Source organism: Acinetobacter sp. CY17 (genome assembly GCF_059515825.1).
Window position 1 is genome coordinate 54,329 of the sequence record NZ_JCAKMX010000017.1, and the last position, 26,681, is coordinate 81,009.

Genomic DNA, 26,681 nt, shown 5'->3' on the forward strand with positions numbered 1-26,681 from the left:
TAATTCTGGGTTTATTGACGACGTAAGTTGTCAATTTTGTTTAGATCCAGTTCTAGACCTAAACCTGCCGTTTTTGGCAAATGTAATTCGAAATCTTGGTATTGCAGCGGCGTTGTTAAAATGTCTTCGGTCAGTAGCAATGGGCCAAAAAGTTCAGTGCCATACGCTAATTTTTCAAAAGTAGAGAACACATGCGCTGAAGCAATAGTTCCCACAGGACCTTCGAGCATAGTGCCGCCATAGAGGTCAATGCCGGCTAGACGAGCGATGGTGCCTACTTCGCAACCTTCGATTAAGCCCCCTGATTGCGCAACTTTAACTGCAAATACAGATGCTGCATGACGTTTAGCTAAGCGATATGCAGTACTTGGACCCATAAGCGATTCGTCCGCCATGATGGCAACATCAAATCGTTGAGTTAAACGTTGCATCGCATCAATATTATCAATCGCGCATGGCTGCTCAATTAAATCAACACCACCATCTTGGAGTAATTGAATGCCTTTAATGGCTTCTAATTCAGTCCAAGCACGGTTGACATCGACACGAATCGATACGTCTTTACCCAAGGCTTGTTTAATGGCCAGCACATGTTCAACATCCGCTTCTACTGCACGTGAACCAATTTTAAGTTTGAAAATATTATGGCGTTTTGCTGCCACCATGCGTTTTGCTTCAGCAATATCTTTCTCTGTATCGCCAGATGCAAGTACCCAAAGGACAGGCACGCTATCACGTAAACGGCCACCGAGTAATTCAGATACAGGCACGCCTAAACGCTGTGCTTGAATATCGAGTAACGCAGTTTGAATGGCACACTTGGCAAAACGGTTACCATTGATATTCTTTTTTAAGACTTGTAATGTTTGTGCAATATTCAAGCCCGATAATGTTTTTAACAGTGGGGCAAAGTAGGTTTCAATATTAGTTTTGACACTTTCAGGGCTTTCATCACCATAACCTAAACCACCGATAGTGGTGGCCTCACCCCAGCCCACAAAGCCATCAGCCGTACTGATTTTCACCAACACCAAGGTTTGGGTTTGCATCGTTGCAACCGCCATTTTGTGTGGGCGGATGGTTGGAATTTCCACCAAAATTGTTTCTATTGCTGTGTACATAATCTCTTCCGGGCTGTACTTGCGTTTCGCTGTTCTTGCATATACCTTAAAAGAATAAATTTTTGCTGTCGAAGATCAAATTAGCATTTTTTTATACCTTTAAGATATGAAGTTAAGGAGTGAGCCCATGGAATTGCGACATTTACGTTATTTTGTCGCCGTGGCGGAAACCAAAAGTTTTACCAAAGCAGCAGAACGTTTATTCATCGCTCAACCCCCGCTAAGCCGCCAAATACAACAGCTTGAAGCCGAAATTGGGGTGCAGTTATTTGAACGTGGTACACGTCCATTACAGTTGACTGAAGCAGGGCAATTCTTTTATCAGCATGCCGTTAAACTTTTGTCTAACGCTGAAGAAGTCAAATCTATGACCACACGAATAGGTATTGTTGAACGTAGTATTAAAATTGGCTTTGTGGCGTCATTACTGTATGGATTATTGTCAAAAATTATTTATGTATTTCGTCAACAACAGCCTAGTTTAAAAGTTGAGTTGATTGAAATGTCGACTTTTGAGCAGATTCAAGCGCTTAAAAAAGGTCAAATTGATGTTGGTTTTGGTCGTCTACGTATTTCTGATCCGAATGTGAAACGCATTTTATTACGTGAAGAACCTCTAGTTGCAGCAGTGCATCAAAGCCATCCTTTGGCTCAACAAGACGCAATTAGTTTGGCTGAAATTGAACAAGAAAACTTATTTTTATACCCAAACAGCACTGGGCCTAACTTTGCCACGCAAGTTCAAGGAATCTTTGCAGAGCATAGCCTCACACCCAAAAGTTTAAAGTTGGTTCGTGAAATTCAATTGGCTTTGGGTTTAGTGGCTGCGGCTGAAGGAATATGTATTGTGCCTGAAAGTGCCCAATCAGTGCGCTTAGCGCATGTTCACTATATTCCGATTCATGAGCATGATGCAGTCAGTCCTGTATTTATGGCGATTCGTAATTTAGATGCAGCCGACGATCTACGCGCATTATTTGATTGTATTTATCAAGTCTATGATTTAGAGGCCATTCAATACGACCGTTCTGCTTTTTAAAGTATTGAAAATTGAGATATTGTGGAAAAATACCACTTTTTAAGTATAAATGTATGCTTAAACAGTTTTGGACAAAGGAGTTTTAATCACGCATTGTGCACAGCAGATTGTTCTTCACAATAAGGAGGTGAAGTATGGCTGAGCAGATTCAAATTCAGCGTGTGGTGGATGAAGCAAAATTCCGCCCATTCCATTGGAGCGTATTGCTTTGGTGTTTGAGTATTATCATTTTTGATGGTTACGATCTGGTCATTTACGGAGTGGCACTACCTTTATTGATGCAAGAATGGGGCCTAACGACCGTTCAAGCAGGCTTACTCGCCAGTAGTGCTCTATTTGGTATGATGTTTGGTGCTATGGGCTTTGGCACTTTAGCGGATCGTTTGGGGCGTAAGAAAACTATTTTAATTTGTGTGGCCATTTTTAGTGGTTTTACCTTTTTAGGGGCGTTTGCCGAAAATCCGACCCAATTTGCAGTGCTGCGCTTTTTAGCTGGACTGGGTATTGGCGGTGTGATGCCTAATGTCGTCGCCTTGATGACTGAATATGCGCCCAAACGTATTCGCAGTACTTTGGTGGCACTCATGTTTAGTGGTTATGCCATTGGTGGTATGAGCTCAGCATTATTAGGGGCATGGTTAGTGGGTGACTATGGCTGGAAAATCATGTTCTATATCGCTGGTATTCCATGTTTATTTTTGCCTATATTATGGAAATATTTACCTGAATCATTAATGTTTTTGACGCAAAAACAGCAAAATGATGAGGTTGCGAAAATTGTTCATAAAATCGCACCTGAACAGCGTTTAACTGCGCAAACTCAATTTGTATTACCTGAAGTGAATGTCGCAGATCAAGCACCTTTAAAAGCTTTATTCCAGCAGGGGCGCAGTTTAAGCACCTTTATGTTCTGGTTGGCATTTTTTATGTGCTTATTGATGGTTTATGCGCTGGGCAGCTGGTTACCAAAATTGATGATTCAAGCAGGTTATTCACTTGGCGCCAGTATGATTTTTTTATTTGCTTTAAATATTGGTGGCATGGTTGGCGCGATTGGCGGTGGGATGTTAGCAGATCGCTTTCATATTAAAAAAGTACTCACCAGTTTATTCGTTGTGGGGGCGCTGGCCTTAATTTTACTTGGCTTTAATAGTCCACAACTGGTGCTCTATAGCTTAATCGCGCTTGCTGGTGCAGCCACGATTGGTTCGCAAATCTTACTATATACTTTTGTCGCACAGTTTTATCCTGCTAATGTGCGTTCAACAGGCATGGGATGGGCTTCTGGAGTGGGACGTATTGGTGCCATTGTGGGTCCAGTCTTAACAGGTGCATTACTGACCTTTGAACTACCCCACCAAATGAACTTTTTACTGATCGCCATTCCTGGTGTGATTGCCGCCATTGCTATTTATTTGGTCAATCTAAAAGTATCAGTAGATGGTCAACATGAGCAACATATAGCTGACCCTCAAACAAAGATTACTCTTGATCGCCAAACCAGTTAATAGCTGGATTCTGAAGATGCGTTATAGTGCAGTATTTCTATCGCTATAACGCATTTGAGAAGCGATTGATATATTTTAACCAAAAGGCTTGCTTATCTATTCAAGCCATGTATAATTGGAGTCACTAAAATAATAATACTGTTGTTATCGCAAATCTTTTCATTTCGTTGTTCCCTTCGTTTTATCAGATTTTTTCGTTGCAAAGTTTATTGTCTTAGGCACTATGGCACAAGCCATACAAAGTTTTTAAAGTATAGGAAAAATCTATGTCAAACGTAGTAACTGGCACAGTTAAATGGTTTAACGAAACTAAAGGTTTTGGTTTTATTGCAGCAGATTCTGGCGAAGACGTGTTTGCACACTACAGCCAAATCCAAGTAAAAGGCTTCAAAGTATTGCAAGAAGGCCAACGCGTTCAATTTGAAATCGTTGCTGGTCCTAAAGGCTCTCAAGCTAACGCGATTAGCCCACTTTAATTTTTCTTTTTAGAAAGTAAAGTGAAAAAACCCATGCATTGCATGGGTTTTTTGTGTCTTTAATCTGGACAATCTTGTTTAAATTGACGTGCTGCAAAGTATAAGAAGATCGATGTAATCAATAGCGCTACAGGAATGACATATAAAGCATGATGTAAACCTACCGCTTTAAATTGCTCTAACATCACAGTAGAACCTGAAGCGAGCATAGCAGCATTAGAAAAATGATCAGACAATGCTCCCACTACGACCGGTCCAAAAGCACCACCTAAAATATACATACAAGCAAAATATACCGCTACAGCTGTCGCACGTAAATTTGGTTGCACCACATCTTGAATTGCTGGATAAACCGTCGTGTAATAATTATAAGACGCGAGCCAACCAATACTGAGTAAAATCACAACAGCAGTTAATGAGTCATTGCCAAGGTATAAGGCTACGGCAATAAAAATTGCTGAGAACAACAGGCTTATCGCACCAAATAATAAGCGACCACCTGCTAAACGTTGATGTGCACGGTCGGCGATTATGCCACCCAATACTAAGCCAATTAAACCAGTGATCCCAACCACGCATCCAGTAATCACGGCGGCTTGGGTTAAACTTAAGCCAAAATAACGTTGAAACATGGGCACAAAAAAAGCGTTACCTGCATAGGCTGCAAAATTCATACTCACACCGGATAAAATTAACCAGCGTAAGGTTTTAATTTTGAGTAACTGGCGTACTGGTTGATGCACCGTATGTACCGGTGCAGCAGTGGCATTTTGTAGTTGTTGACGCTGTGGTTCCTTCATACGAAAGAAGAATATAGCCAAGATAATGCCAGGGACAGCGGCCAGTAAAAATGGTGCTCGCCAACTATTAAAGTATTCTGCAATTGAACCTACAGTAAAAAATGCCAGTAATAAACCAATAGGTAAGCCAAGCATAAAAATGCCCACTGCACGTGCACGACGCTCAGGGGGGAACAAGTCAGCAATCATAGAATTGGCGGCAGGTGCATAACTGGCTTCGCCAATCCCCACGCCAATACGTACCAAGAAAAATGAGATATAGTTCCACGCCATAGCATTCATGGCGGTAAAACCACTCCAAATGAGTAACCCCCAACCAATAATATTTTTACGTGAGCCTTTATCGGCTAAACGTCCAAAGGGTAAGCCTGCAACCGCATAAACCAAAGTAAATGCTGCAGTGACCAGACCTAATTGTAAATCACTGAGTTTAAACTCGAAACGTAAAGGTTCAATAATAATAGAGGGAATGGTACGGTCAAAAAAATTCAACATATTGGCTAAGAACAAAAAAAACAAGATTTTCCAAGTTCGATTGCCACTTGAGGCTTCAGGTATGGGTGTTACGGTAGTAGTGTTTGAATCAATATAACTTTCCTTAGACATAAAAATACTTCCTGATGTTATTGTTGTTGTAAGAATCGCGCCGATCATATCACGTGCTTTATCTATATAAACATAGATGTATTTATACAAACAAGTCTTAGCATATGGCTTTTACTTGTCATTGGTCGGGAAGCGAAGAAGCATTAATGAGTGGGAAAAGATATGCAATTTTCTGTTAAATTCGCTACACTTCAAGATGAGACTTGCCTATAAAAACGAGCTGCAGATGCCAAAATTAGATCCCATCATCGAATCTCATATGCCAGCGCTAGATCAGGTAGAACGCCGTGTATTGCCACGTGGTAGCAATAGCCTACCGCCTGCAGTGGTCATGTTGTCACAGCGTGGACGCTTAATTGAAGCGACAGCTTATCATTTGGACCAAAAAGGCTACGCGGCGACTTCTGTCCAAGATATCATTGACCGTGCTGGTGTATCTAAGACGACGTTTTATAAATTGTTTAAAGACAAAGAAGATTGTTATTTACAGTGTTTTGAACGTATTAGCTCCGCACATATTAAAGTGTTGCATCAAGCTTATGCCAAAGGTATAGATCATAAGGCCCGTTTAGAGCATGCGATTTGGGCTTATGTACATCATATTCCACAAAATGCTGTTTATGCCAACGCATTTTTTGCTCTGGCACCTTATACCACAAATAAAATTTTAGCAGAGCTAAATGTCATTAAAGGCCATTATGTGGCGGGTCTAGAATATTGGTTTAATGCTTTGCCTGCGCATTTTAAACCGCATTCACTGCCTGTAGAAATTTTTAAAATGTTAATTGAGGGAGCAATTGCCTATTGTCGGCAATGGATCATGACAGGTTTTGGGCAAAGCGCAGCGCAAGTGCATCATTATATTTGTTATGTGATTTTTGCAGGGCTTGGCTTAAATGTCTGGGCACATCAAGCACTCACGCAAGCGAAAATGGCGGCTTAAATGATTTAAGCCACCTGATTGAATTGCTTAGTGTTGCATAGCCTTTTCGACAAAACGTACAGTTTGTTCTGAGGCACTATTTAAATAATGGCGTTGTTCAGAGGCAGAAATTTGCTCAAAATGTTGAGCAATAATTTCTGGTGTACGCTGTTCTTTGGGAATGAAAACACCTTCTGTTTCAAAAATATAGCTTCTAGCATATACACCTGCACCCACTGCTAAAATGGTTTTAGAGGGTGCGTCTGGACCAGCTAAAAATAAAGTTGCAGGGGTAATAGCATCGGCAGTCAACAAGGGTTTTGCTGCTTCTGGTAACAATTCATCAGTCATACGCGTATGTGCGCTTGGCGCCAATAAGTTGACTTTAATGTTATATTTTTTACCTTCGGCATCTAAAACATTCATCAAGCCTAACAACGCTGATTTGGCCACAGCATAGTTAGTTTGTCCAAAATTACCATATAAGCCTGAGGCAGAGGAGGTCAGTACAATACGGCCATAGTTTTGTGCTTTCATCACATCCCAAACCGCTTTAGTACAATGTACACTGCCTTTGAGATGCACATCGACGACCTGCCAAAAATCATCTAAATTGGCTTTAGAAAAGGTCGAATCACGCAAAATACCTGCATTATTAATCAAAATATCGATACGCCCAAAGTGTTTTAGCACGTCATTGACCATTTCAGTGACAGCATTATAATTGGTAATGTCAGCATAGCTAAGTAGGGCTGTTCCTCCGTTGGCTTGAATCTCTTCAACGACTTTGGCCGCAGCACTTTGATCTTGACCTGAACCATCGCGTGAACCGCCGACATCATTGACTACCACTTTAACACCCAGCTCAGCCAATGCTAATGCATAAGATTTACCTAAGCCATTGGCTGCACCTGTGACAATAGCCACCTGATCTTGAAATTGATTTTGCATACCTACTTTCCTTGTAAAATAAAAATTAAGCAATAAATAAATTAATCCACTCGGCCACTAAGGCAGGTTTTTCTTGTCCTTGAATTTCAATAGTGACTTGAGTAATTAGTTGATATTGTGAATTATTGAGTGGAGTAAAACTTTGAATCAAGATATGTGCACGTAATGAACTGCCACACTTGACCGGCGATAAAAAGCGAATTTTATTATAGCCATAATTAATGCCCATTTTTAAGCCGTTTAATTTAGGCAAAGTCTGCTGACTAAAATAAGGCAACAGCGATAAAGTCAGTAAGCCATGAGCAATGGTACCTTGAAAAGGAGTTTGTACGGCCTTTTCCGGATCAATATGAATAAATTGATGATCTAAAGTGGCATCAGCAAAGGCATTAATTCGTTCTTGGTCTAACGCGAGCCACGGTGAGTGTAAAGTTTGACCTACCAATAGTTGGTAATCTTCTAAATTGAGCATTTGATTCATAATAAGCTCCTTAGCGCGTGGTTGAGTATCCGCCATCTAAAGGGATCACTGCGCCAGTAATATAGTTTGAGGCTTTGGACGCTAAAAATAGGGTAGTTCCAATTAAATCTTCAGCTTGACCAATGCGTTGTAGTGGAATGCGTTGTTCAAGTTCTTGTTTATTGTGTTCTAAAACAAATTGAATCATTTGTGTGGCAAAAGGCCCAGGTGCAATAGCATTCACTTGAATGGATTGTCCAGCTAAATGGCCAGCTAAATGTCGGGTTAAATGATGTAAAGCTGCTTTACTGCTTGAATAGGCATAACTGTCAAAACGCGGTACGGTTAAGCCATCCATAGAACCGATATTAATAATTTTAGCGGGTTGCTGGTCAGTTGCAGCTTGTTTTAATAAAGGTAATAAGGCTTGAGTTAAAAAAAACACCGATTTAACATTGGTGTCCATTACTTTATCCCAACCCTGTTCAGGGTATTCACCTAAAGGTGCGCCCCAAGTTGCGCCTGCATTATTTACCAAAAGATCTAAGTGGCTTTCATGCTGTTTAAACTGTTGAACAAAGGACTCAATTTGTTCAACATCAGATAAATCAGCAGATAGAGCATACACATCACCAAAGGCTTGCAATGTTTCAGCCGCTTGTTGGCATTGAGCTAACTTACGTGACACGATATAGACTTTGGCGCCTTGTTGTAATAAACCTTGGGCAATCATATAACCAATACCACGGCTGCCACCGGTCACTAGAGCCACTTTTCCTTGTACATCAAATAGATTCTGCATGCAGCATCCCTGTTGTTTTTCTATAAATACGGTTTTGTTTTTTTAGATTTTATAACGGAATTTTTTTGTAAATACTATATTTATTTAACTATGCTAAATTAATCCATTGTATTTGCATCAATTTTATTTATGCACACGGATTAAGCTCTCTTGTACTGCACTACACACTAATTGATTATTTTGCCAAATATAGCCCTGATTTAAACCGCGCCCAGCCTGTGCAGTTGGACAATGCAATTGATAGAGTAGCCATTGGTCCACTCGAAAATCACGATGAAAATATAAACTGTGGTCTAAGCTGGCACTCATTATATTGGTATCATGCTCATTTAAATCTAACTGACTTAAAGCAGTATTTAATAAGCTGTAGTCAGAGTAATAAGCGAGAATCGCTTGATGATAGCATGGGGTATCATATTCCAAATTTAAGGGCTCATAGGTTTTGCCATATTCAATATATTCAGAGGGTTGTGTAGCAATATGCGGTTCAATATGTAAATGGAAACGTCGTGCATATTGCTGCTGAATATGAGATGGCTGCTCGGGATAGGCAGGTACAGTGGCTTGATAATCAAAATCTGCATATTCAATGCTCATGGAAATCAAGGCAGTAAAAATCAGCTGCTGATGCTGATAGGCATGCACTTGTCTTAAAGAAAATTTTTGGCCATCGCGTAAGATTTCGACTTGGTATTCGATTGGGAAAGCACTATCTCCAGGGCGAATAAAATAAGCATGTAAAGAGTTCACTGGACGATCGCACGTTTTAGCAGCAGCCATAATAGCTTGCGCCAAAATTTGTCCGCCAAACACGCGTTTACCAAATAGAGCTAAACTTTTTCCCAGGAAACGTTGCTCAGTGAGTGGATTTAAGGCTAATAAATCAATCAGCTGTTGTGTCGGAGTTTGTATAATTTGATTCATATTGTTATAAAAGAGTCAATTTAATCTTTATCCTTGCATATTTTTTCACCACAATCCAAAATTATGTTATAAAATTTAGTTTCACTCTGTGAAATAAAAAATAAAAACGCCACAATAAAGGAAGTATTAGACAATATGGGCGCATTAACTGGATTTCGTGTATTGGATTTAAGCCGTATTTTAGCTGGACCTTGGTGCAGTCAAATTTTAGCCGATTTAGGTGCTGAAGTGATTAAAGTTGAACGACCACAGGCAGGCGATGATACCCGAATTTGGGGCCCACCTTGGCTGAAAGACAATCAAGGGCAGAATACGCGTGAATCAGCCTACTATTTATCAGCCAATCGTAATAAGCATTCTGTGGCGATTGATTTAGCGAGCCCAGAAGGTCAAGCCTTAATTTTAAAAATGGTAGCAACTGCGGATGTAGTGATTGAAAACTATAAAGCGGGTTCTTTAAAAAAATATGGCTTAGATTATCAGAGTTTAGCCAAGGTCAATCCTGGTCTCGTCTATTGTTCAATTACAGGCTTTGGACAAAATGGCCCACGTGCCCAGCAAGCAGGTTATGATTTTATTATTCAGGGTATGGGTGGCATGATGAGCGTCACTGGTGAGCGTGATGATTTACCGGGTGGTGGGCCGCAGAAAGCCGGTTTAGCCTTTGCCGATTTAACCACAGGTTTATATGCAGCCATTGCAATTCAAGCCGCTTTATTATCTCGCCATACCACAGGCGAAGGGCAACATATTGATATGGCGCTGTTAGATACCCAAGTCGCATCTCTTTCCGTGCTGGCCATGAATTATTTAACCTCCGGTAAAGTTCCAGGACGTTTTGGTAATGCACATGCCAATATTGTGCCCTATCAAGTCTTTAAAGCGAGTGCAGGTGAATTTATTATTGCGTGCGGGAATGATGGACAATTTGACGCGCTATGCCAAAGTATTGGCTTACACCAATTGGCCCAAGATCCGCGTTTTCAGCATAATTCAGGTCGGGTCGAACACCGTGATGTTCTAACACAGCTTTTACAGCAACATTTTATGCAACATGAAGCCCACTATTGGGTTGATGTGATTCATGCTGTGGGTGTACCTGTGGGGATGATTAATAATTTAGCAGAGGCGCTCGAAGAACCACAAATACAAGCGCGTGAGATGCTGGTGAAAATGCCGCATCATTTACGTGATGATTATGAGTCAATCGGTTCACCGATTAAACTGTCTAAAACGCCAGTTGAGTATAAAAAAGCACCGCCTTGCTTAGGTGAAGACACCGATCAGGTCTTAGTGGAGTTTTTAACTGAAGATGAATTACAAAGCTTAAAGGCACGCGGTATTATTCAGCAAAGTGCCTAATATATAACTTTAATAACAACAAGGATGAATCAGATGCGCTGTTATTGTGTACAAGAACATGGTGCGCCATTACAAGAAATTAATCTACCCATGCCTGAGCCGAAAGGCACCGAAGTCCTCATAAAAGTGCATGCTGCAGGGTTATGTCATACTGACTTACATTTATGGGATGGGTATTATGATTTGGGCCAAGGTAAAAAATTATCCTTGGCTGAACGTGGAGTGAAGCCGCCATTGACCTTAAGCCATGAAATTAGTGGTGAAGTAGTGGCTTATGGTGAGCAAGTCACTGCACTTGAAATAGGGACACAGGCCTTGTTACATCCATGGATTGGGTGTAATACCTGCCGTTATTGCCAAAATGAGCAAGAAAACTTATGTTTAAAACCCCAGCAATTGGGCATTGTCAAACCAGGTGGTTTCGCTGAATATATTTTAGTGCCTCATCCACGCTATTTGATTGATTTAAAAGGTCTTGATCCAGCTCAAGCTGCCCCTTTGGCCTGTGCGGGTTTAACCACGTTTAGCGCCTTAAATAAATTTGGCGCACAAGTTCAGCAACAACCTGTAGTAATTATTGGCGCAGGCGGATTAGGCTTAATGGCACTCGCTTTGCTAAATGCCCAAGATGCTAAGGGGGCAATTTTAGTGGATATTGATGATGCCAAATTACAAACTGCGCAGCAACTGGGTGCACTTGCTACAATCAATAGTCAAGCTGCAGATGCCAGCCAGCAATTACAGGCGCTTACTGATGGTGGTGCAGCTTGTATTTTAGATTTAGTTGGCAGCAGTAATAGCTTAGATTTTGCTTTAAAAAATGCCGCACGTGGAGCACATATTGTGGTATGTGGCTTAATGGGAGGAGACATACACTTACCTATTCCAAGCATTGCGATGCGACCGATTACGATCCAAGGCAGCTACGTGGGCACGGTGCAGGAATTACGTGCCTTGCTAGAGTTAGTACGAGAACGTAATTTAAATATGATTCCGATTCAAACCAGGGCAATTACGGAAGTTAATCAGGCTTTTGAGGATTTACAACAAGGTAAAATAACAGGGCGTGTGGTGTTATTACATGCCAGTTAAAAAAATCGCTTAAAACAAAGCCAATCTTGCTCAAGATTGGCTTTCTCTGCGTAACATAACCATGTGATTCGAGGACAAGTTTTCCCCATAAAGCATGTCTAAGCATCTAAAACTCAGTTACTGCTAGACTCCATGGGACTGCCAATAAAAACCAGCGCGGCAAAAATTAGAGTGCTATCGACCATAAGGATCTGTTATCCACGCGCTTTGCAGATTGCCATATAACGGCAAGCAAAACGCAAAACCTAAGGTTCTCATTACCGACCTATTGAATAGAAGTGCAGTATTATTTTAACTTAGCCAATTAAGCAAAAGTACACATCAGATATGAGAATAAGTGGTGAAAATTTCATCTATGATATCTAACATAAATTGCACTTTCATCTAAAATTGGTCACCTAATAGCGCTTGATACAGCTTAAATCTTTAATTCTTAGGACAATGATCAGAGTGAGTTTCATTTAAATTTAACTGAATTAAATTATTCTTACGCCTTAAGTCATAGGCATTTAAGAATAAAATGAAAATTCCCAAGATACTGCCCATAATCACACATGCCCACCAACCATAATGCTGCCATAGTTTTAAGCTTAAAAATGACATTAAAGCTGCACCAGAAAAGTAACATGTCATATAAATGGCATTAATCCGTGAGCGTGCTGAAATCGAAATGCGATAAACCAAATTCTGATTTAAAACATGGAGTGCTGAAATCCCAAAATAGGCAAAAATTAGGCCTAGAATATATAAAACTAAACTGTGCTGTGCAGCGGCTAAAGGCAACCAAGCGATAAATAAACTGCGTGTTGCCCAAGTGGCTAAAAAAGATTCCTGAGCGCGAGCAATCATTTTGCCTGTCCATTGGGATGCCCAAATCCCAACTACACCAATAATGCCCATTAACCCAATTTCAAAATCATTAAAATGATAAGGTGCTTCAGCCAAAATAAAGCTCATGGTAGTAAATAAAATGCTGAGCATGCCAAAAGATAAGGCACCAATGAGACTACGACGCATTAGTCTTGGTTCGGTTTTAATTAAATACCATAAAGATTGATAAATTTGTACGGGTTTTAAATCAAGCGGGCTCTTACTTTGTGGCAGTTGAAACCACATCAAAAGACTAAAGAGTAAAATACAGCAGCCACTGAGCCAATACACCATATGCCAAGACCATAGCGTGGAAATTAAGCCAGATAAGGTACGGGCAAATAAAATACCAATGAGCACTCCGCTCATGAGCAAGCCAACCACTTCGGCACTTTTTTGCTGATTAAATAAACTCGCTGCAAAGGGAATTAAAATTTGCGTGCTAATTGAACAAAAGGCGGCAAGCAGCGTAAAGCCATATAAAGTATTGATTTGCTGGCTGGCGGCTAGGCCCATTAATGATAGGGCAGTGAGTAACATCAAGCCACAAATATAGGCACGTTTCTCAAATAAATCACCCAAAGGCACAAATAAGCATAGCCCTAAGGTATAGCCAATTTGACTTAACACCACGGTAAAACCTGCTTGCTCAGGTAAAATATTTAAATCTTGAGCAATTGAATAAATTAGTGGTTGATTAAAATAGTTACAACCTGCGCATAAAGCGCAGGTTACTGCCATCATAAAGATGACTTGTTTGGATGGCGTTACTTCAGACATAAGATTATGCCTAGAAGCTATATTTAGCAGTCATATTAATACGTGAGACATCTGCTTCCCGACCATCAAAACTTTCACGTTGTCCATGATGATATTCCGCGCCTAAATCGACATTTTTCCATGGACTATAAATGCCATTAATGACGTAATCGCTTAGGCGTTTATTGCTTTCAGGATTGGCTTTGGCATAGTCTGAATCATCATCAAAATTTACCATGCTTGCCGCAATATTGGCACGCCATTTAGGATTGAAAATGTGCGAGTAACCTAAAGTAAAGCTATCAAAACGATTCAGCAGTAATTCTTTTTGAATAGGATCGACTGAGAAATCACCGCCCCAGGCGTGGCCATCTGAAGTTGCTCCTTGCGTTAAGAAGGATACAATGCGTTGGTCACCGACCATATGATAATACTGCGCTTGAATAGAGTTCTGCGCGTCAAAGCGATAGCGTCCACCTAAACCTACACCCCAACCGATTTCTTCAATATCCTCGCTGGTACTTTGGGCTTGTTTCTCATTGACAAAACCATTGGCAATGATGTGTGCTGGCCCATTTTTATAGCTGTATTTGGCTGTTAATGCAGGTAATGCTGAAGATCGGTCACCACCGCCCATATATTCTAAGGCCACATTGACACTATTTTCTGGATTAAGTTTCCAGCCGTATTGGACTTGAGGATGACGCACCACGGCATTACCAAGTAGCAAACTATAATCCACCGCGTCGGTTGCCACTTCAATATTAGACATTAATGACGTGGTTTGACCAAAGGTCCAATTATAAGCATTTAAATAAGCATGGCGGATACGAAAATTACCATCGCCCCGGCCACCATTGGTCCAAAAGTCAGCTTCGATTTTGGCTTTAACATTTGGATTGCCGGCTAAATCTTTAACGTTGACCCCAATTCGCGTCGCAGCAGCGGTAAAATCGGAGCGCGTTGAGTCAGGTTCATTAAAAGGTGCGCGATTGATTTGGTTAATGGTACGACCCCGGCCATCAGGAGCACTTTTAAAATCTACAGCACCATCAAAGCGTAATACCCCATACACGTCGACATTATCACCTAAATCAAGTAGTTTTTTGCTGCTACTTTGCTGTGCTTCTAGATTCTGCTGTTGTGCTTGTAGGTCTTGCTGTACCACAATTTGGCTGTGTTGTAGTTGGGTTTGTGCTTGTTTTTGTTGCTGTAATTCAGCTTTCAATGCACTGAGTTGTTGTTCTAATAATAAGATACGTTGTTCTGTTGTGTCCACGGCAAAAGCAGACATAGCTGTGAAACTGCAAGCACCAGCAAACAGTAATTTCTTCATAAATTATCCTTTTTATGTTTATATTTTTATTGTACGATGGCGTACTTATACAGTACGCGCATCAATTAAAGCACATCCAGTGTGCTTTTGTAACTCTTCAAATGATAATTCAGGAATCATCTCAATCACATGAGCTTGCCCATCTTTTAAGTCAATGGTGCAGAGGTCCGTATAAATCCGATCCACGCATTGTTGCCCAGTCACAGGGTAAGTTAAATCTTGCACGATTTTAGCTTCGCCGTGTTTGGTCAGATGCTCCATACATACATAAATGCATTTTGCCCCAACGGCTAGATCCATTGCGCCCCCAACGGCAGGAATAGCATCTGCAGCACCAGTATGCCAATTGGCCAGATCACCATTGACTGCAACCTGAAATCCGCCTAAAACGCAAATATCTAAATGACCACCGCGCATAATGTCAAAAGAATCGCCATGATGCATAAAGCAGCCGCCATCTAATAGGCTGACCAACTCTTTACCTGCATTAATCAGATCAGGGTCTTGATCTTCAGGGCCTAAGCAAGGGCCAAATGCCAATACGCCATTTTCCGAATGTAAAATAATTTCTTTATCGGCAGGTAAAAATTGCGCCACTTTGGTGGGTAAGCCAATGCCTAAATTGACATAGCTACCCTCTGGAATATCGGCTGCAATGCGTGCCACAATTTGCTCACGAGTACGTTTTTGCATCGTCTCTCCTTAGACTTTAATCACGTGTTGTACAAAAATACCGGGAGTAATGATACTTTCTGGATCGAGCTCACCGAGTTCAAAAAGCTCTTTAACCTGTACAATGGTGGTTTTGGCAGCTTTGGCCATAATGGGACCAAAATTACGCGCGGTTTTACGATAAGTTAAATTGCCCCAACGATCGGCTTGATGTGCACAAATTAAGGCAAAATCAGCATCGATTGGATACTCAAGCACATAATTTTTGCCATTAATTTGTCGGGTTTCTTTGCCTTCTGCCAAAGCAGTACCATAACCTGTTGGAGTAAATACCGCGCCCAAGCCTGCACCTGCCGCTTGAATGCGGCAGGCAAGGTTACCTTGAGGGACAAGTTCGAGTTCAATTTTGCCTTGACGGTATAAGGTTTCAAACACATTAGAATTATTGGTTTTAGGAAAGGAACAGATCATTTTACTGACCCGTCCTTCCTCGAGTAAACGGGTTAAACCGCGGTCACTGGATGCAGCATTATTATTAATAATAGTCAGATCGCGTGTACCTAAATCCAATAGACCTTCAATGAGTTCGATGGCTTGCCCTGTAATCCCAAAGCCACTGGTCATAATTCGCGCGCCATCTGGAATTTGTTTTAAGATGTCATGCATATTGGGGCGAATTTTATTAATCATATGCTTATCCCTTATTCAGCTTTTTGTGGATCGTATAAACGGTCTTTAATAAACAGTGCAGGAATGAGGCCACAGAAGAAATAGGCTGCGCCCATCAGTAATAAACCGGTACCAATTGAACCATTCATCGCCAAATAACCAATGGCCAGCGGCGCAAAAATTGCCCCAACACGACCAATATTATAGGCACCACCGACCGCTGTACCACGAAATGCGGTGGGGAAACTTTCAGTTAAATAGGTGGCATTAATGGCATAAGGAATACCGTATAAGAAACCAAAGACAATCATTAATATGCCAATGTTTTCAGGGGTATGCATATAAACAACCACAGGAATAAAGATTGCAGTACCCATCGTACCAAAAGCAAATACTGCACGGCGTCCGATTTTGTCGGCCACATAACCTGCAATCACCTTAGCAAAAATCATGGTGGCATAGGTGCCCATCATATAGATGGCCATATCTTTAAACTTAATGCCCATTTCTGCTTCTAGATAAGATGGTAACCAGTTGCTTACCCCAAAATAACCAAACAGTAAGAAGCCTGAACTGAGTGACCATAAGATCATCATGCGACCATGTTGTTTGTCTTTTAAAATGGCAAGATAAGGGTTGCCTTTTTGTGTGGTTAAATCTTGCAGTTGACCTGAGCGACGTAGTGCATTGACCTGTTTCCATGATTCAGGTTCAGGTACCATAAAGTACATTAAAACGCCCAATAACACCGGTGCAATAGTAATGAAATACAGCATACGCCAGCCATATTCAGGAATAATCCAACCGGAAAGCATGGTAATGGCCAATGAACCTAAGGTATAGCCAGTCATTAATGCGGCTAAAATAGTCGTACGGTGCTTGGTTGGCACGTATTCTGACATTAAGGTATTACAGGCAATATATAAGCAGCCCAAACCAAAGCAGGCTAAGGTGCGTAGTACAGCAAACTCAACATAAGATTGAGCAAAGCCTGAGTAGGCGGATAAAATAGAAAATGAGATGGTGGAGATGACGATGACTTTGACACGTCCAAAACGGTCACAGGCCCAGCCACCTAAAAAGCCCCCCACACCCATACCAATTAAAGACCAACTACCTAGCGCACCGGCTTGAACACTGGTCAAGCCCCATTCTGCTTTTAAACTGGTCAGGGTAAAGGCCAAAATACCGATATCAGCACCGTCACAGAGCAAAATAAAAAATGCAAAAATAAAAGCAGTGATCCACACGCGACGCGGAGTTTCGCTCACCGCTTGCGTTGTTGCAATCGCTTCTGTTGTCATTATGAAATCCTCAAAGATAAAACGCCACATCCTGTGGCGTTATATAGATTTAAGCTTAGCTTGCTTCTTTCATCATATTTTTGGCGATAATAATTTGTTGGACTTGCGTGGTACCTTCATAGAGGCGGAATAAGCGCACGTCACGGTAAAAACGTTCAATGGCATATTCACTGATATAGCCTGAGCCGCCATGAATTTGGACACAGCGATCTGCCACACGACCACACATTTCAGTGGCAAACATTTTGGCACAGGAGGCTTCTGTACTGATGTTTTGACCTGCATCACGGCGCTTGGCGGCATCAATTACCATGCATTTAGCCGCATAAATTTCCGCTTTAGAATCTGCCAACATAGCTTGCACCAATTGGAAATCGGCAATGGCTTGACCAAATTGCTTACGTTCTAAGGCATATTGCAGTGCATCTTCAAGCATACGTTCGGCAATGCCCACGCTATAGGCTGCAATATGTAAACGACCTTTGTCTAAAACCTTCATCGCGGTTTTAAAGCCCACGCCTTCTACCCCGCCAATAAGTTGATCTTGATGGACACGGCAATTGTCGAAAATCACATCACAGGTATAAGAGCCATGCTGGCCCATTTTTTTATCCACTTTACCTAAGGACAAACCTGGTGTACCAGCTTCGACCAAGAAGGCGGATATCCCGCCGGCGCCTTTAATTTCAGGATTGGTGCGGGCCATGACCGTAAAGGTCGAGGCGCGCGGCGCATTGGTGATAAAACGTTTGGTACCATTGAGGACGTAATATTCACCGTCTTTGACGGCTGTGGTTTTTAAAGATGCCGCATCTGAGCCTGAATCCGGTTCAGTTAAGCAAAATGAACCAATAATATCGCCGCTGGCATAACGTGGTAAGTACTTTTGTTTTTGCGCTTCCGTGCCGTCAATCAAGATACCACTTGAACCAATACCATTATTGGTACCAATTAAGGAACGAAAGGCAGGTGAAGTATGTCCAAGTTCAATGGCCACATAGACCTCTTCTTCCATGGTAATGCCCAATCCCCCGTATTCCTCAGGAATGGTCAGACCAAACAAACCTAATTCGCGCATTTGCTGAATGATATGTTCAGGAATTTCTTTAGTTTCATCCACTTGATGTTCAATTGGCACCAATTCTTTTTTAACAAAATGACGAATGGTGGAGAGTAATTGATCTAACATCTCTTGATCACGAATCATGGCTCAGATCCTCTATTTATTGTTGCATTGCAGCAATCCTGCTACATTTTTATTAAAATTTCGTTATGCGAAACATATTAATCATAAAATGGGCTATTAAACAAGCAAAAAGCCATTAAAAAATCATTTTTTTACTTAAAAATTTGCTTTTACAGTTTTTTAAGCATAAAAATCAAAAAAAACTTGCTAAAAAATTGGAAAAAACGTAATTATGATTTAAAACAAATTTTCACGATGCAAAATAAAAACAAGGAAAACCTATGGAACAGGTCGTAAAAATTGAAAAACAGCAGCATGTCGCTGTGGTAACGATTCATCGCCCCGAAGCAAAAAATGCGCTAAATACCCAAGTCCGCCAAAGCTTGGCTCAAGCATTTCGTGATTTAAGTGATGACCCTGAAGTCCGTGCCATTGTATTAACGGGTGGTGAACAAGATTTTGCCGCAGGTGCAGATTTAAAAGAGTTGGCCAGTGCCGAACCGATTCAAATGATGCAACGTCGCACGGAGCGCTATTGGTCAGCCATATCACAGTGTCCAAAACCTGTTATTGCGGCAGTCAATGGCTATGCATTAGGCGGGGGCTGTGAACTGGCGATGCATGCTGACATTATCATTGCAGGTAAAAGTGCGCATTTTGGACAACCTGAAGTCAAAGTTGGGGTAATGCCAGGTGCCGGCGGTACACAACGTCTGTTTCGTGCAGTGGGTAAATTCCATGCCATGCGTATGATTTTAACGGGCTGTTTGGTGCCAGCCGAAGAAGCTTATGCGATGGGCTTGGTATCGCAAGTCACCGAAGACAGCGAAACGATTCATACAGCAGTCAAAATGGCCCAAGGTTTAGCAAAACTGCCACCAATTGCCTTAGAGCAAATTAAAGAAGTAGCGTTAATGGCTGAAGACTTGCCACTTTCAGCAGGTTTAAGTCTAGAGCGTAAATCTTTCCAACTGTTGTTTGCTTCACAAGATCAAAAAGAAGGCATGCAAGCCTTTATCGAAAAACGTAAACCAGCCTATCAAGGACGATAAAAATGAGTCTGCATATTGAAAAAATTGCCGTGATTGGCGTAGGCACCATGGGCGCAGGCATTGCGCAAATTGCCATTCAATCAGGACATGAAGTCTGGCTATATGATGCCAAAGCAGGCGCTGCGCAAGAGGCTCAGCAAAAACTCAGCCAAACCTTAAAACAATTGGCGGATAAAGGTAAATTCAGCCATGCCAAAGCTGAACAAGATCTCGCTCGTTTGCACATTGCCAATCAGCTATCAGATTTAAGTGACTGTGATTTAGTAGTTGAAGCTATTATTGAAAATCTTGAAATTAAACAAGATTTAATGCTACAGCTCGAGCAAGTGTTAAAAGCAGATGCGGTGATTGCTTCGAATACCTCATCTTTATCCATTACTGCAATTGCCGCCAAATGCCAGCAACCTGAACGCGTAGCGGGTTATCATTTCTTTAACCCAGTACCGCTGATGAAAGTAGTTGAGGTGATTCAAGGTTTTTATACCCGCGATGATATTGTACAGGCCTTGGTACAGTTGTCGGAGAAAATGGGACATCGTCCAGTGGTCGCCAAAGACACACCAGGGTTTATTATTAATCATGCCGGCCGTGCCTTTGGTAGTGAAGCCTATGCGATTTTGTCTGAACAAGTGGCTGAGTTTTATGAGATTGACAGAATTTACCGTGATGGTATTGGCTTTAAAATGGGACCGTTTGAACTCGGTGATTTAACGGGCATGGATGTTTCCCATCCAGTCAGTGAGTCGATCTATCAGCAGTATTACCATGAGCCGCGTTATCGTCCAAATGTCAATACGCGTCAACGCTATATTGCCAAGCAACTGGGACGTAAAACTGGGCAGGGCTTCTATGATTATCGCAGCGGGCAAAAGCAAGGTGATGTGGCCCCTATCTTTGTTGGTCGCTTAAATGATTATCCAAGTGTTTGGATTGGTGCAGACTTTACACAAGATGCTGAAGTATTAAAGCGTTATTTGAACGAACACCAGATTCGTCTTGATACCCAGCCGCAGCCACAAGCCAACAGCTTAGTGTTATTGGCCTGTTATGGTGAAGATGCCACCACAGCAGCGCAGCGTTATGGGGTAAATCCAGAGCAAGTGGTATGTATTGATCTGCTCTATGGCTTAGATAAACACCGGACGCTGATGCCATCATTGCTGACAGCACCGCATTTACTGCAAGCTGCTCATTCTATTTTTAATTTAGATGGTCAAAGCTTAAGCGTGATTCAAGAGAGTGTGGGTTTTGTAGCACAGCGTGTCATGGCCATGATTGTCAACTTAGGCTGTGATATCGCCCAGCAAAATATTGCCAGCGTGGATGATATTAATGCTGCAGTACGCTTAGGTTTGGGTTATCCATATGGCCCAATTGAATGGGGCGATGTGTTGGGGGCTGAAAAAATATTTATCATTTTAGAACGCATCAGTCATATTACTCATGATCCACGTTATCGTCCAAGTCCATGGTTACGTCGCCGTGTACAACTGGGCTTAAAACTTAATCATCAACCACAACAGCAACAAGAACAAGCAGCATAATAAGGATATTAAACATGTTAAATGCATATATTTACGATGGATTACGTTCACCTTTCGGTCGTCATGGCGGTGCACTCGCACCTGTGCGTGCTGATGATCTCGCAGCCTCAGTGATTAAAAGTCTACTCGATAAAACCAAAATTCCAGCCCATGAGGTTGAAGATGTCATTTTAGGTAGTACTAACCAAGCAGGTGAAGACAGTCGTAACGTGGCACGTTTTGCGGCATTGTTAGCGGGTATGCCAGTGACTGTGCCAGGGCAAACGGTCAACCGTTTATGTGCTTCCGGTTTAGGCGCTGTCATTGATTCAGCACGTGCGATTACCTGTGGTGAAGGTGATTTATACATTGCGGGTGGGGTTGAAAGTATGACTCGTGCCCCATTTGTGATGGCAAAAACCGAATCTGCATTTGGACGTGACGTCAAAATTTATGACACTACCATTGGTACGCGCTTCCCAAATCCAAAATTTACCGCGATTTTTGGTGCACATAGCATGCCAGAAACTGGTGATAACGTCGCTATAGAATATGGCATTAGCCGTGAGCAAGCAGACCAATTTGCCGCAGCTTCACAAGCCAAATATCAAGCGGCGAAGCAGGCTGGTTTCTTTGATGGCGAAATTACCCCAATTGAAGTACCACAAGGTAAAAAACTACCTCCTAAACAAGTGCTTGAAGATGAGCATCCGCGCCCGAGTTCAGATTTTGCTGCATTACAAAATTTAAAACCATTGTTTGAAGGTGGTGTGGTGACTGCAGGGAATGCTTCGGGTATTAATGACGGTGCTGCAGCTTTGCTGATTGGCAGCGAGCAAGTGCAACATAAATATGGTTTAAAACCATTAGCCAAAATTATTTCTGCGGCAGCAGCAGGTATTGAGCCGCGTATTATGGGGGCAGGGCCTGTAGATGCCATTAAAAAAGCAGTACAGCGTGCCAATTTAAGCCTTGATGATATGGACGTGATTGAAATTAATGAAGCCTTCGCGTCACAAGTTTTATCCTGCTTAAAAGGTTTAAATGTGGATTTAAATGACCCACGAGTCAATCCAAATGGCGGAGCGATTGCTGTTGGACATCCTTTGGGCTGTTCCGGCGCGCGTCTGGCACTCACCACCGCTCGTCATTTACAGCGTACAGGCAAAAAATATGCCGTGGTGAGCTTATGTATTGGTCTGGGCCAAGGCCTTGCGATGGTGATCGAAAACCAAGCTGCTTAAGTTCAAACATGCCATGAAATTTCGTTTTTCATGGCATTTGTTCTGAATGATGAAATAAAATGTTATCATTTTTAGCAGTATAATTTTATTTAGGTGAGTCATCAATGCAAACAGAAGCACAAGAACCAACAAAAAAAATTAATCTTGATGAGATTCGCCTAGATCCAATTTCCCATATCCACCGTGAAAATAATCCGCAATTTATTGCGTCACTTGCGCGTGGTTTAGAGATTTTACGTTGTTTTTCAGCAACGAATCAGGTTCTAGGTAATCTTGAACTGTCTACCATGACAGGTCTACCCAAACCCACTATTGCTCGAATTACCAATACTTTAGTGTCGTTGGGCTATTTAAAACAGTTGAATAACTCGACCAAATATACGCTAGATATTGGCGTACTCGCTTTAGGTTATGCAGCCCTGTCTAATATTTCGGCACGTGTACATGCGCATCCATTTATGGAGGCCATGGCTGAATATGCTCAAGCACCAGTGGCTATGGCGACCCGTGATCGTTTAAATATGATGTATTTAGATGTGGTGCAACATGATTTAACCCTAACCATGCGTCGCCCAATTGGTTCGACTTTACCGATTCATTCGAGTGCGATGGGACGTGCCTGTTTAGCCGCGATGGAACAAAGTGAACGTAATTTTTTAATGGACGCTTTAGCCAAACGCCATGGCGATGATTGGCCACAAATTAAACGTAACTTAGAACGTGCTTTTCGCGATTATCAAGATTATGGCTATTGCTTATCGATTGGTGAATGGCATAAGGATGTCAATTCGGTCGCCGTGCCATTAGTACACTCAAAACATGGCTTATTAGTGTTTAACTGCGGTGCGCCAAGTTATTTGCTGGGTCAAGAAAAGTTGGAAAATGAAATTGGTCCACGTTTGATTCATATGGTGCATAATATTCAAGATGCGCTGAATATGAGCTAAAAAAAGCCCCAGCAATGGGGCTGATTGTGTTTAGGTTGAATGCGAGGTAATGAGTAAAGTCGCTGAGCCGTAGGCATAGATGTTACCCTCAGGATCAATAATACGCCCTTCTGACGTCAGTACATTGCGTCCAGTACGAATCACTTCACCAATTGCAGTATAGGTTTGACCGCTTTGCAAACCTTTTAGCATTTTGACGTTTAAATCAATGGTAGAAAATTTGACCCCTTTACCGACAGTGGTGTGTACAGCTGCGCCTGTAGCACTATCTAAGACTGTGGCACAAAAGCCGCCATGAATGCCGTGTTGTAAATTGAAATGACGTTCATCAGGAGTTACTTCATATTCAATATACTGTGGTTTGACCACTGTTAGGCGCATGGGAATAATATCTGCCATGGCAGAACCAGGAATTTTACCTTGTTGAATGGCAGTTAAATATTCTAAACCGCTCATATGTTGCATATCCATAATTGATTATCCTTGTTTTATTTCGCTTTGTGAAATTATATTCTGTTTTATTTAAAATATGCTATAACAATAAAGCACAATAATAATCAGCGTCAAGGATTACGCCATGAGTATAAAAAATCAGGTCAGCCCACTCGAGTGGCAAGCACGCTGTGAGCTTGCCGCACTGTATCGGGTGATTGCTTATTATAAAATGACCGATTTAATTGATACGCATATTAGCTATCGTTTACCCGATCAACCACAACACTTTTTAATTAATCAATATGGGGTCGCATTTGAAAAAATGACCGCCTCGACTTTGGTTAAAATTGATCATGAAGGTCAGGTTATTGCTAGCTATGATCAAGATAAGCCCGTCAATCAAGCGGGTTTTGTGATTCATTCTGCAGTACATCATGCCCGCCCTGAGATTGATTGCGTTATTCATACCCATACTGCCGATGGCATTGCAGTATCAGCACAAAAACATGGACTGTTGCCGATCTCGCAACATGCATTGAAATTTTATGGGCAACTGGCCTATCACCATTATGAAGGCATTGCTTTATCGACCGATGAGCGTGAACGTTTGGTAGCAGACTTAGGTGATAAACGTGCCATGATGCTACGTAATCATGGCTTATTGGCTTTAGGAGAATCTATTGCGCGGGCGTTTCATGAAATTTATTTTCTAGAGCGTGCTTGCCAAGCGCAAGTCAAAGCCTTAAGTGGTGGCAGTGAGTTGTATTATCCCGATGTAACGGTGTGTGAAAAAACCGCGAAACAGTTTTCCAGTCCTTTAATTGAACCGATTTTACAGCGTGCTTGGCAAGCGGCATTGTCACTAATTGCCGAGCAGCAGGAGGCCTATTGCCAATGATTGTGATTGCCAGTAGCCGACCTGAGGTCGAGAAAATTTTAATACAAGTCTTTAAAAAATACGCGCCTGAAATGCCGATTACAACACCCAATACGCCACAAGCTTTACAGGCGCGTACGGCTGCTTGCTGGTTTCCAGATCTGAGTCAATTACAACAATTGCCGCAGTTGCAGCTGCTACATTCCATTGCTGCTGGAGTCGAACATTTAGATTTAGCGCATTTAGATCATCAATATCGGGTCTGCCGAGTATTAGATCAAGTCCATCAACAAGGTATGTTGGATTATGTACTTTGGGGCGTGTTGTATTTTCAGCGTGCCTTTGATCGTTATTTTACTCAAGCTAAGCAACAGATTTGGCAACAGCAGCGCCAACGCAGCCGCCAAGATATCTGTATTGGCGTCATGGGCTTGGGGCACATGGGGGCATTCGTGGCGCAGGCTTTAGCCGACTTGGGGTATCAGGTACGCGGTTGGTCAAATTCTGCTAAGCAATTGTTAAATGTAGACAGTTTTGTGGGGGTCAAGCAGCAAAAAGCGTTTTTAGCAGACTGTGACATTTTAATTAATTTATTACCACTCACTGATGCAACCTTGGCCATTTTTGATCAACGCCTATTTCAGCAGCTAAAAAAAGGTGCAGCTCTCATTCATTGTGGGCGTGGTCAGCATTTGGTGGAGCAAGATCTACTTGCTGCATTAGATACAGGGCAATTGTCGGGTGCAATTTTAGATGTGTTTGACCAAGAGCCTTTAGCTAAAAGTCATCCATATTGGCAGCATCCTCATATTGTAGTCACCCCACATATTGCCTCACATGCACCGATGTCCGCCGTGGTCAAACAAATTGTTGAGAACGATTTAAGACTACAACATGGCCACGCCTTAGAGCATGAGGTGGATTTGAGCCGCGGTTATTAATGATCTATACAGGTTTGAATATGCAGAGTATTTTAATCGAAAAACGCGCTGGGATTGCGCGCATTCTTTTAAACCGTCCCGAACGTTTAAATAGCTTTAATGAAAGTTTACATCAAGAATTGGCCAATGCTTTTGCCTCATTCAGTCAAGATCATGAGGTGCGTGTGATTGTAATCAGCGGCCAAGGACGTGCCTTTTGTGCAGGGCAAGATTTAAGTGAAAGCTCAGCACAGCAGGGTGTACCGTTGCCTTTAGAAGGCAGTTTAGAGCGTTATTATAATCCTTTAATTCAAAGCATTCGTCAGTCGGCCAAACCTGTGGTGGCGGCTGTCAATGGTGTGGCTGCTGGTGCAGGTGCCAATTTAGCGCTGGCCTGTGATTTAGTGATTGCCAAACACAGTGCTCAGTTTATCCAATCTTTTTCTAATATTGGGTTAGTACCTGATGCTGGCGGCACTTGGATGTTGCCACGTTTAGTGGGTTATGCCAAAGCAGTCGGTTTAACCTTATTGGGGGAAGCCGTTAATGCGCTTGAAGCAGAAAAAATGGGCATGATTTGGCAAGCCGTTGCTGATGATGATTTTGAATATCAAGTACAAGCTTTATGTGAAAAATTAGCCAAGCGACCAACTCAAGCTCTGGGTTTTACCAAACAAGCGCTGTATCGCAGTAGCGAGCATAGCCTTGCCCAACAATTAGAATTAGAACGTAATTTACAATATTTTGCTTTGCATAGTTATGATTTTAAAGAAGGTGTGCAAGCATTTAAACAAAAACGTCCCGCAGTATTTTTGGGACGCTAG

At 41.9% G+C, this 26,681-nt stretch carries 26 protein-coding genes; 13 read left to right on the forward strand and 13 right to left on the reverse strand.

Going from position 1 to position 26,681, the window contains the following annotated elements; genetic code table 11:
* Nucleotides 1-11: 11 nt before the first annotated feature.
* Nucleotides 12-1,121: a muconate/chloromuconate family cycloisomerase gene (locus tag AC5YCI_RS11965; protein WP_496129623.1), complete on the reverse strand. Its 1,110-nt coding sequence runs from the start codon at nt 1,119-1,121 to the stop codon at nt 12-14.
* 127 nt (nt 1,122-1,248) lie between these two features.
* On the opposite strand from AC5YCI_RS11965, the gene AC5YCI_RS11970 reads away from it, so the two are divergent.
* The 3 genes from AC5YCI_RS11970 to AC5YCI_RS11980 all read left to right on the forward strand — a co-directional run bounded on the left by AC5YCI_RS11970 (nt 1,249) and on the right by AC5YCI_RS11980 (nt 4,144).
* A complete protein-coding gene (locus AC5YCI_RS11970; protein WP_496129622.1) occupies nt 1,249-2,160 on the forward strand; it encodes a LysR substrate-binding domain-containing protein in 912 nt (303 codons plus the stop codon).
* A gap of 134 nt (nt 2,161-2,294) precedes the next feature.
* Complete coding sequence (locus AC5YCI_RS11975) at nt 2,295-3,668, forward strand: MFS transporter (protein ID WP_496129621.1); 1,374 nt, start codon at nt 2,295-2,297, stop codon at nt 3,666-3,668.
* 266 nt (nt 3,669-3,934) lie between these two features.
* Nucleotides 3,935-4,144, forward strand: coding sequence for a cold-shock protein (locus AC5YCI_RS11980; RefSeq protein WP_122901178.1), 210 nt, complete (start codon nt 3,935-3,937; stop codon nt 4,142-4,144).
* A 59-nt stretch (nt 4,145-4,203) separates the two neighbouring features.
* Here the strand turns inward: AC5YCI_RS11980 and AC5YCI_RS11985 are convergent, their stop codons facing one another.
* Nucleotides 4,204-5,550, reverse strand: a complete 1,347-nt coding sequence (locus tag AC5YCI_RS11985; protein ID WP_496129620.1) for a spinster family MFS transporter — start codon at nt 5,548-5,550, stop codon at nt 4,204-4,206.
* A gap of 226 nt (nt 5,551-5,776) precedes the next feature.
* On the opposite strand from AC5YCI_RS11985, the gene AC5YCI_RS11990 reads away from it, so the two are divergent.
* Entirely contained in the window at nt 5,777-6,493 is a 717-nt protein-coding gene (locus tag AC5YCI_RS11990; protein WP_496129619.1) for a TetR/AcrR family transcriptional regulator, read from the forward strand.
* A gap of 27 nt (nt 6,494-6,520) precedes the next feature.
* Here AC5YCI_RS11990 and AC5YCI_RS11995 read toward each other — a convergent pair whose 3' ends face one another.
* From AC5YCI_RS11995 to AC5YCI_RS12010, 4 genes are all read right to left on the reverse strand, one after another.
* On the reverse strand, nt 6,521-7,423 hold the full coding sequence (locus tag AC5YCI_RS11995; protein WP_496129618.1) for an SDR family NAD(P)-dependent oxidoreductase: 903 nt from the start codon (nt 7,421-7,423) through the stop codon (nt 6,521-6,523).
* A 25-nt stretch (nt 7,424-7,448) separates the two neighbouring features.
* Nucleotides 7,449-7,904, reverse strand: a complete 456-nt coding sequence (locus AC5YCI_RS12000; protein WP_496129617.1) for a MaoC family dehydratase — start codon at nt 7,902-7,904, stop codon at nt 7,449-7,451.
* A 10-nt stretch (nt 7,905-7,914) separates the two neighbouring features.
* Nucleotides 7,915-8,685, reverse strand: a complete 771-nt coding sequence (locus AC5YCI_RS12005) for an SDR family oxidoreductase (RefSeq protein ID WP_496175580.1) — start codon at nt 8,683-8,685, stop codon at nt 7,915-7,917.
* A gap of 123 nt (nt 8,686-8,808) precedes the next feature.
* Nucleotides 8,809-9,609 carry an acyl-CoA thioesterase gene (locus tag AC5YCI_RS12010; RefSeq protein ID WP_496129615.1) on the reverse strand — a complete coding sequence of 267 codons (801 nt, stop codon included), beginning with the start codon at nt 9,607-9,609 and terminating at the stop codon, nt 8,809-8,811.
* A 135-nt stretch (nt 9,610-9,744) separates the two neighbouring features.
* On the opposite strand from AC5YCI_RS12010, the gene AC5YCI_RS12015 reads away from it, so the two are divergent.
* The gene (locus AC5YCI_RS12015; protein WP_496129614.1) at nt 9,745-10,971 is read left to right on the forward strand and encodes a CaiB/BaiF CoA transferase family protein; all 1,227 of its coding nucleotides are present in this window, start codon (nt 9,745-9,747) and stop codon (nt 10,969-10,971) included.
* Nucleotides 10,972-11,004: 33 nt separating this feature from the next.
* Nucleotides 11,005-12,063 (forward strand): alcohol dehydrogenase, encoded by a 1,059-nt coding sequence (locus tag AC5YCI_RS12020; RefSeq protein ID WP_496129613.1) that lies wholly within the window; start codon nt 11,005-11,007, stop codon nt 12,061-12,063.
* Between the two features lie 426 nt (nt 12,064-12,489).
* Here the strand turns inward: AC5YCI_RS12020 and AC5YCI_RS12025 are convergent, their stop codons facing one another.
* From AC5YCI_RS12025 to AC5YCI_RS12050, 6 genes are read right to left on the reverse strand one after another with little or no spacing between them, the layout of a single operon-like run.
* Nucleotides 12,490-13,713, reverse strand: a complete 1,224-nt coding sequence (locus tag AC5YCI_RS12025) for an MFS transporter (protein ID WP_496129612.1) — start codon at nt 13,711-13,713, stop codon at nt 12,490-12,492.
* A 10-nt stretch (nt 13,714-13,723) separates the two neighbouring features.
* Nucleotides 13,724-15,028 (reverse strand): DcaP family trimeric outer membrane transporter, encoded by a 1,305-nt coding sequence (locus tag AC5YCI_RS12030; RefSeq protein ID WP_496129611.1) that lies wholly within the window; start codon nt 15,026-15,028, stop codon nt 13,724-13,726.
* Nucleotides 15,029-15,073: 45 nt separating this feature from the next.
* Nucleotides 15,074-15,721 carry a 3-oxoacid CoA-transferase subunit B gene (locus AC5YCI_RS12035; protein ID WP_496129610.1) on the reverse strand — a complete coding sequence of 216 codons (648 nt, stop codon included), beginning with the start codon at nt 15,719-15,721 and terminating at the stop codon, nt 15,074-15,076.
* 9 nt (nt 15,722-15,730) lie between these two features.
* Complete coding sequence (locus tag AC5YCI_RS12040; protein WP_496129609.1) at nt 15,731-16,390, reverse strand: 3-oxoacid CoA-transferase subunit A; 660 nt, start codon at nt 16,388-16,390, stop codon at nt 15,731-15,733.
* A gap of 11 nt (nt 16,391-16,401) precedes the next feature.
* A complete protein-coding gene (locus AC5YCI_RS12045; RefSeq protein ID WP_496129608.1) occupies nt 16,402-17,673 on the reverse strand; it encodes an MFS transporter in 1,272 nt (423 codons plus the stop codon).
* A 55-nt stretch (nt 17,674-17,728) separates the two neighbouring features.
* The gene (locus AC5YCI_RS12050) at nt 17,729-18,880 is read right to left on the reverse strand and encodes an acyl-CoA dehydrogenase family protein (RefSeq protein WP_496175581.1); all 1,152 of its coding nucleotides are present in this window, start codon (nt 18,878-18,880) and stop codon (nt 17,729-17,731) included.
* Between the two features lie 260 nt (nt 18,881-19,140).
* On the opposite strand from AC5YCI_RS12050, the gene AC5YCI_RS12055 reads away from it, so the two are divergent.
* The 4 genes from AC5YCI_RS12055 (at nt 19,141) to AC5YCI_RS12070 (ending at nt 23,625) form a co-directional block, all read left to right on the forward strand.
* Nucleotides 19,141-19,911, forward strand: coding sequence for an enoyl-CoA hydratase (locus tag AC5YCI_RS12055; protein ID WP_496175582.1), 771 nt, complete (start codon nt 19,141-19,143; stop codon nt 19,909-19,911).
* 2 nt (nt 19,912-19,913) lie between these two features.
* Complete coding sequence (locus AC5YCI_RS12060) at nt 19,914-21,455, forward strand: 3-hydroxyacyl-CoA dehydrogenase (RefSeq protein ID WP_496129605.1); 1,542 nt, start codon at nt 19,914-19,916, stop codon at nt 21,453-21,455.
* A 14-nt stretch (nt 21,456-21,469) separates the two neighbouring features.
* Nucleotides 21,470-22,678: a 3-oxoadipyl-CoA thiolase gene (locus tag AC5YCI_RS12065; RefSeq protein ID WP_496129604.1), complete on the forward strand. Its 1,209-nt coding sequence runs from the start codon at nt 21,470-21,472 to the stop codon at nt 22,676-22,678.
* Nucleotides 22,679-22,782: 104 nt separating this feature from the next.
* The gene (locus AC5YCI_RS12070; protein WP_496129603.1) at nt 22,783-23,625 is read left to right on the forward strand and encodes an IclR family transcriptional regulator; all 843 of its coding nucleotides are present in this window, start codon (nt 22,783-22,785) and stop codon (nt 23,623-23,625) included.
* Between the two features lie 30 nt (nt 23,626-23,655).
* Here AC5YCI_RS12070 and AC5YCI_RS12075 read toward each other — a convergent pair whose 3' ends face one another.
* Nucleotides 23,656-24,096 carry a PaaI family thioesterase gene (locus AC5YCI_RS12075; protein WP_496129602.1) on the reverse strand — a complete coding sequence of 147 codons (441 nt, stop codon included), beginning with the start codon at nt 24,094-24,096 and terminating at the stop codon, nt 23,656-23,658.
* Nucleotides 24,097-24,202: 106 nt separating this feature from the next.
* Here AC5YCI_RS12075 and AC5YCI_RS12080 point away from each other — a divergent pair, with 106 nt between their 5' ends.
* The 3 genes from AC5YCI_RS12080 to AC5YCI_RS12090 are packed head-to-tail and all read left to right on the forward strand — an operon-like array spanning nt 24,203 to nt 26,681.
* Complete coding sequence (locus AC5YCI_RS12080; protein ID WP_496129601.1) at nt 24,203-24,958, forward strand: class II aldolase/adducin family protein; 756 nt, start codon at nt 24,203-24,205, stop codon at nt 24,956-24,958.
* Complete coding sequence (locus AC5YCI_RS12085) at nt 24,955-25,878, forward strand: 2-hydroxyacid dehydrogenase (RefSeq protein ID WP_496175584.1); 924 nt, start codon at nt 24,955-24,957, stop codon at nt 25,876-25,878. Before AC5YCI_RS12080 ends, AC5YCI_RS12085 begins: the two co-directional genes overlap by 4 nt.
* 20 nt (nt 25,879-25,898) lie before the next feature.
* Complete coding sequence (locus tag AC5YCI_RS12090) at nt 25,899-26,681, forward strand: enoyl-CoA hydratase-related protein (RefSeq protein ID WP_496129600.1); 783 nt, start codon at nt 25,899-25,901, stop codon at nt 26,679-26,681.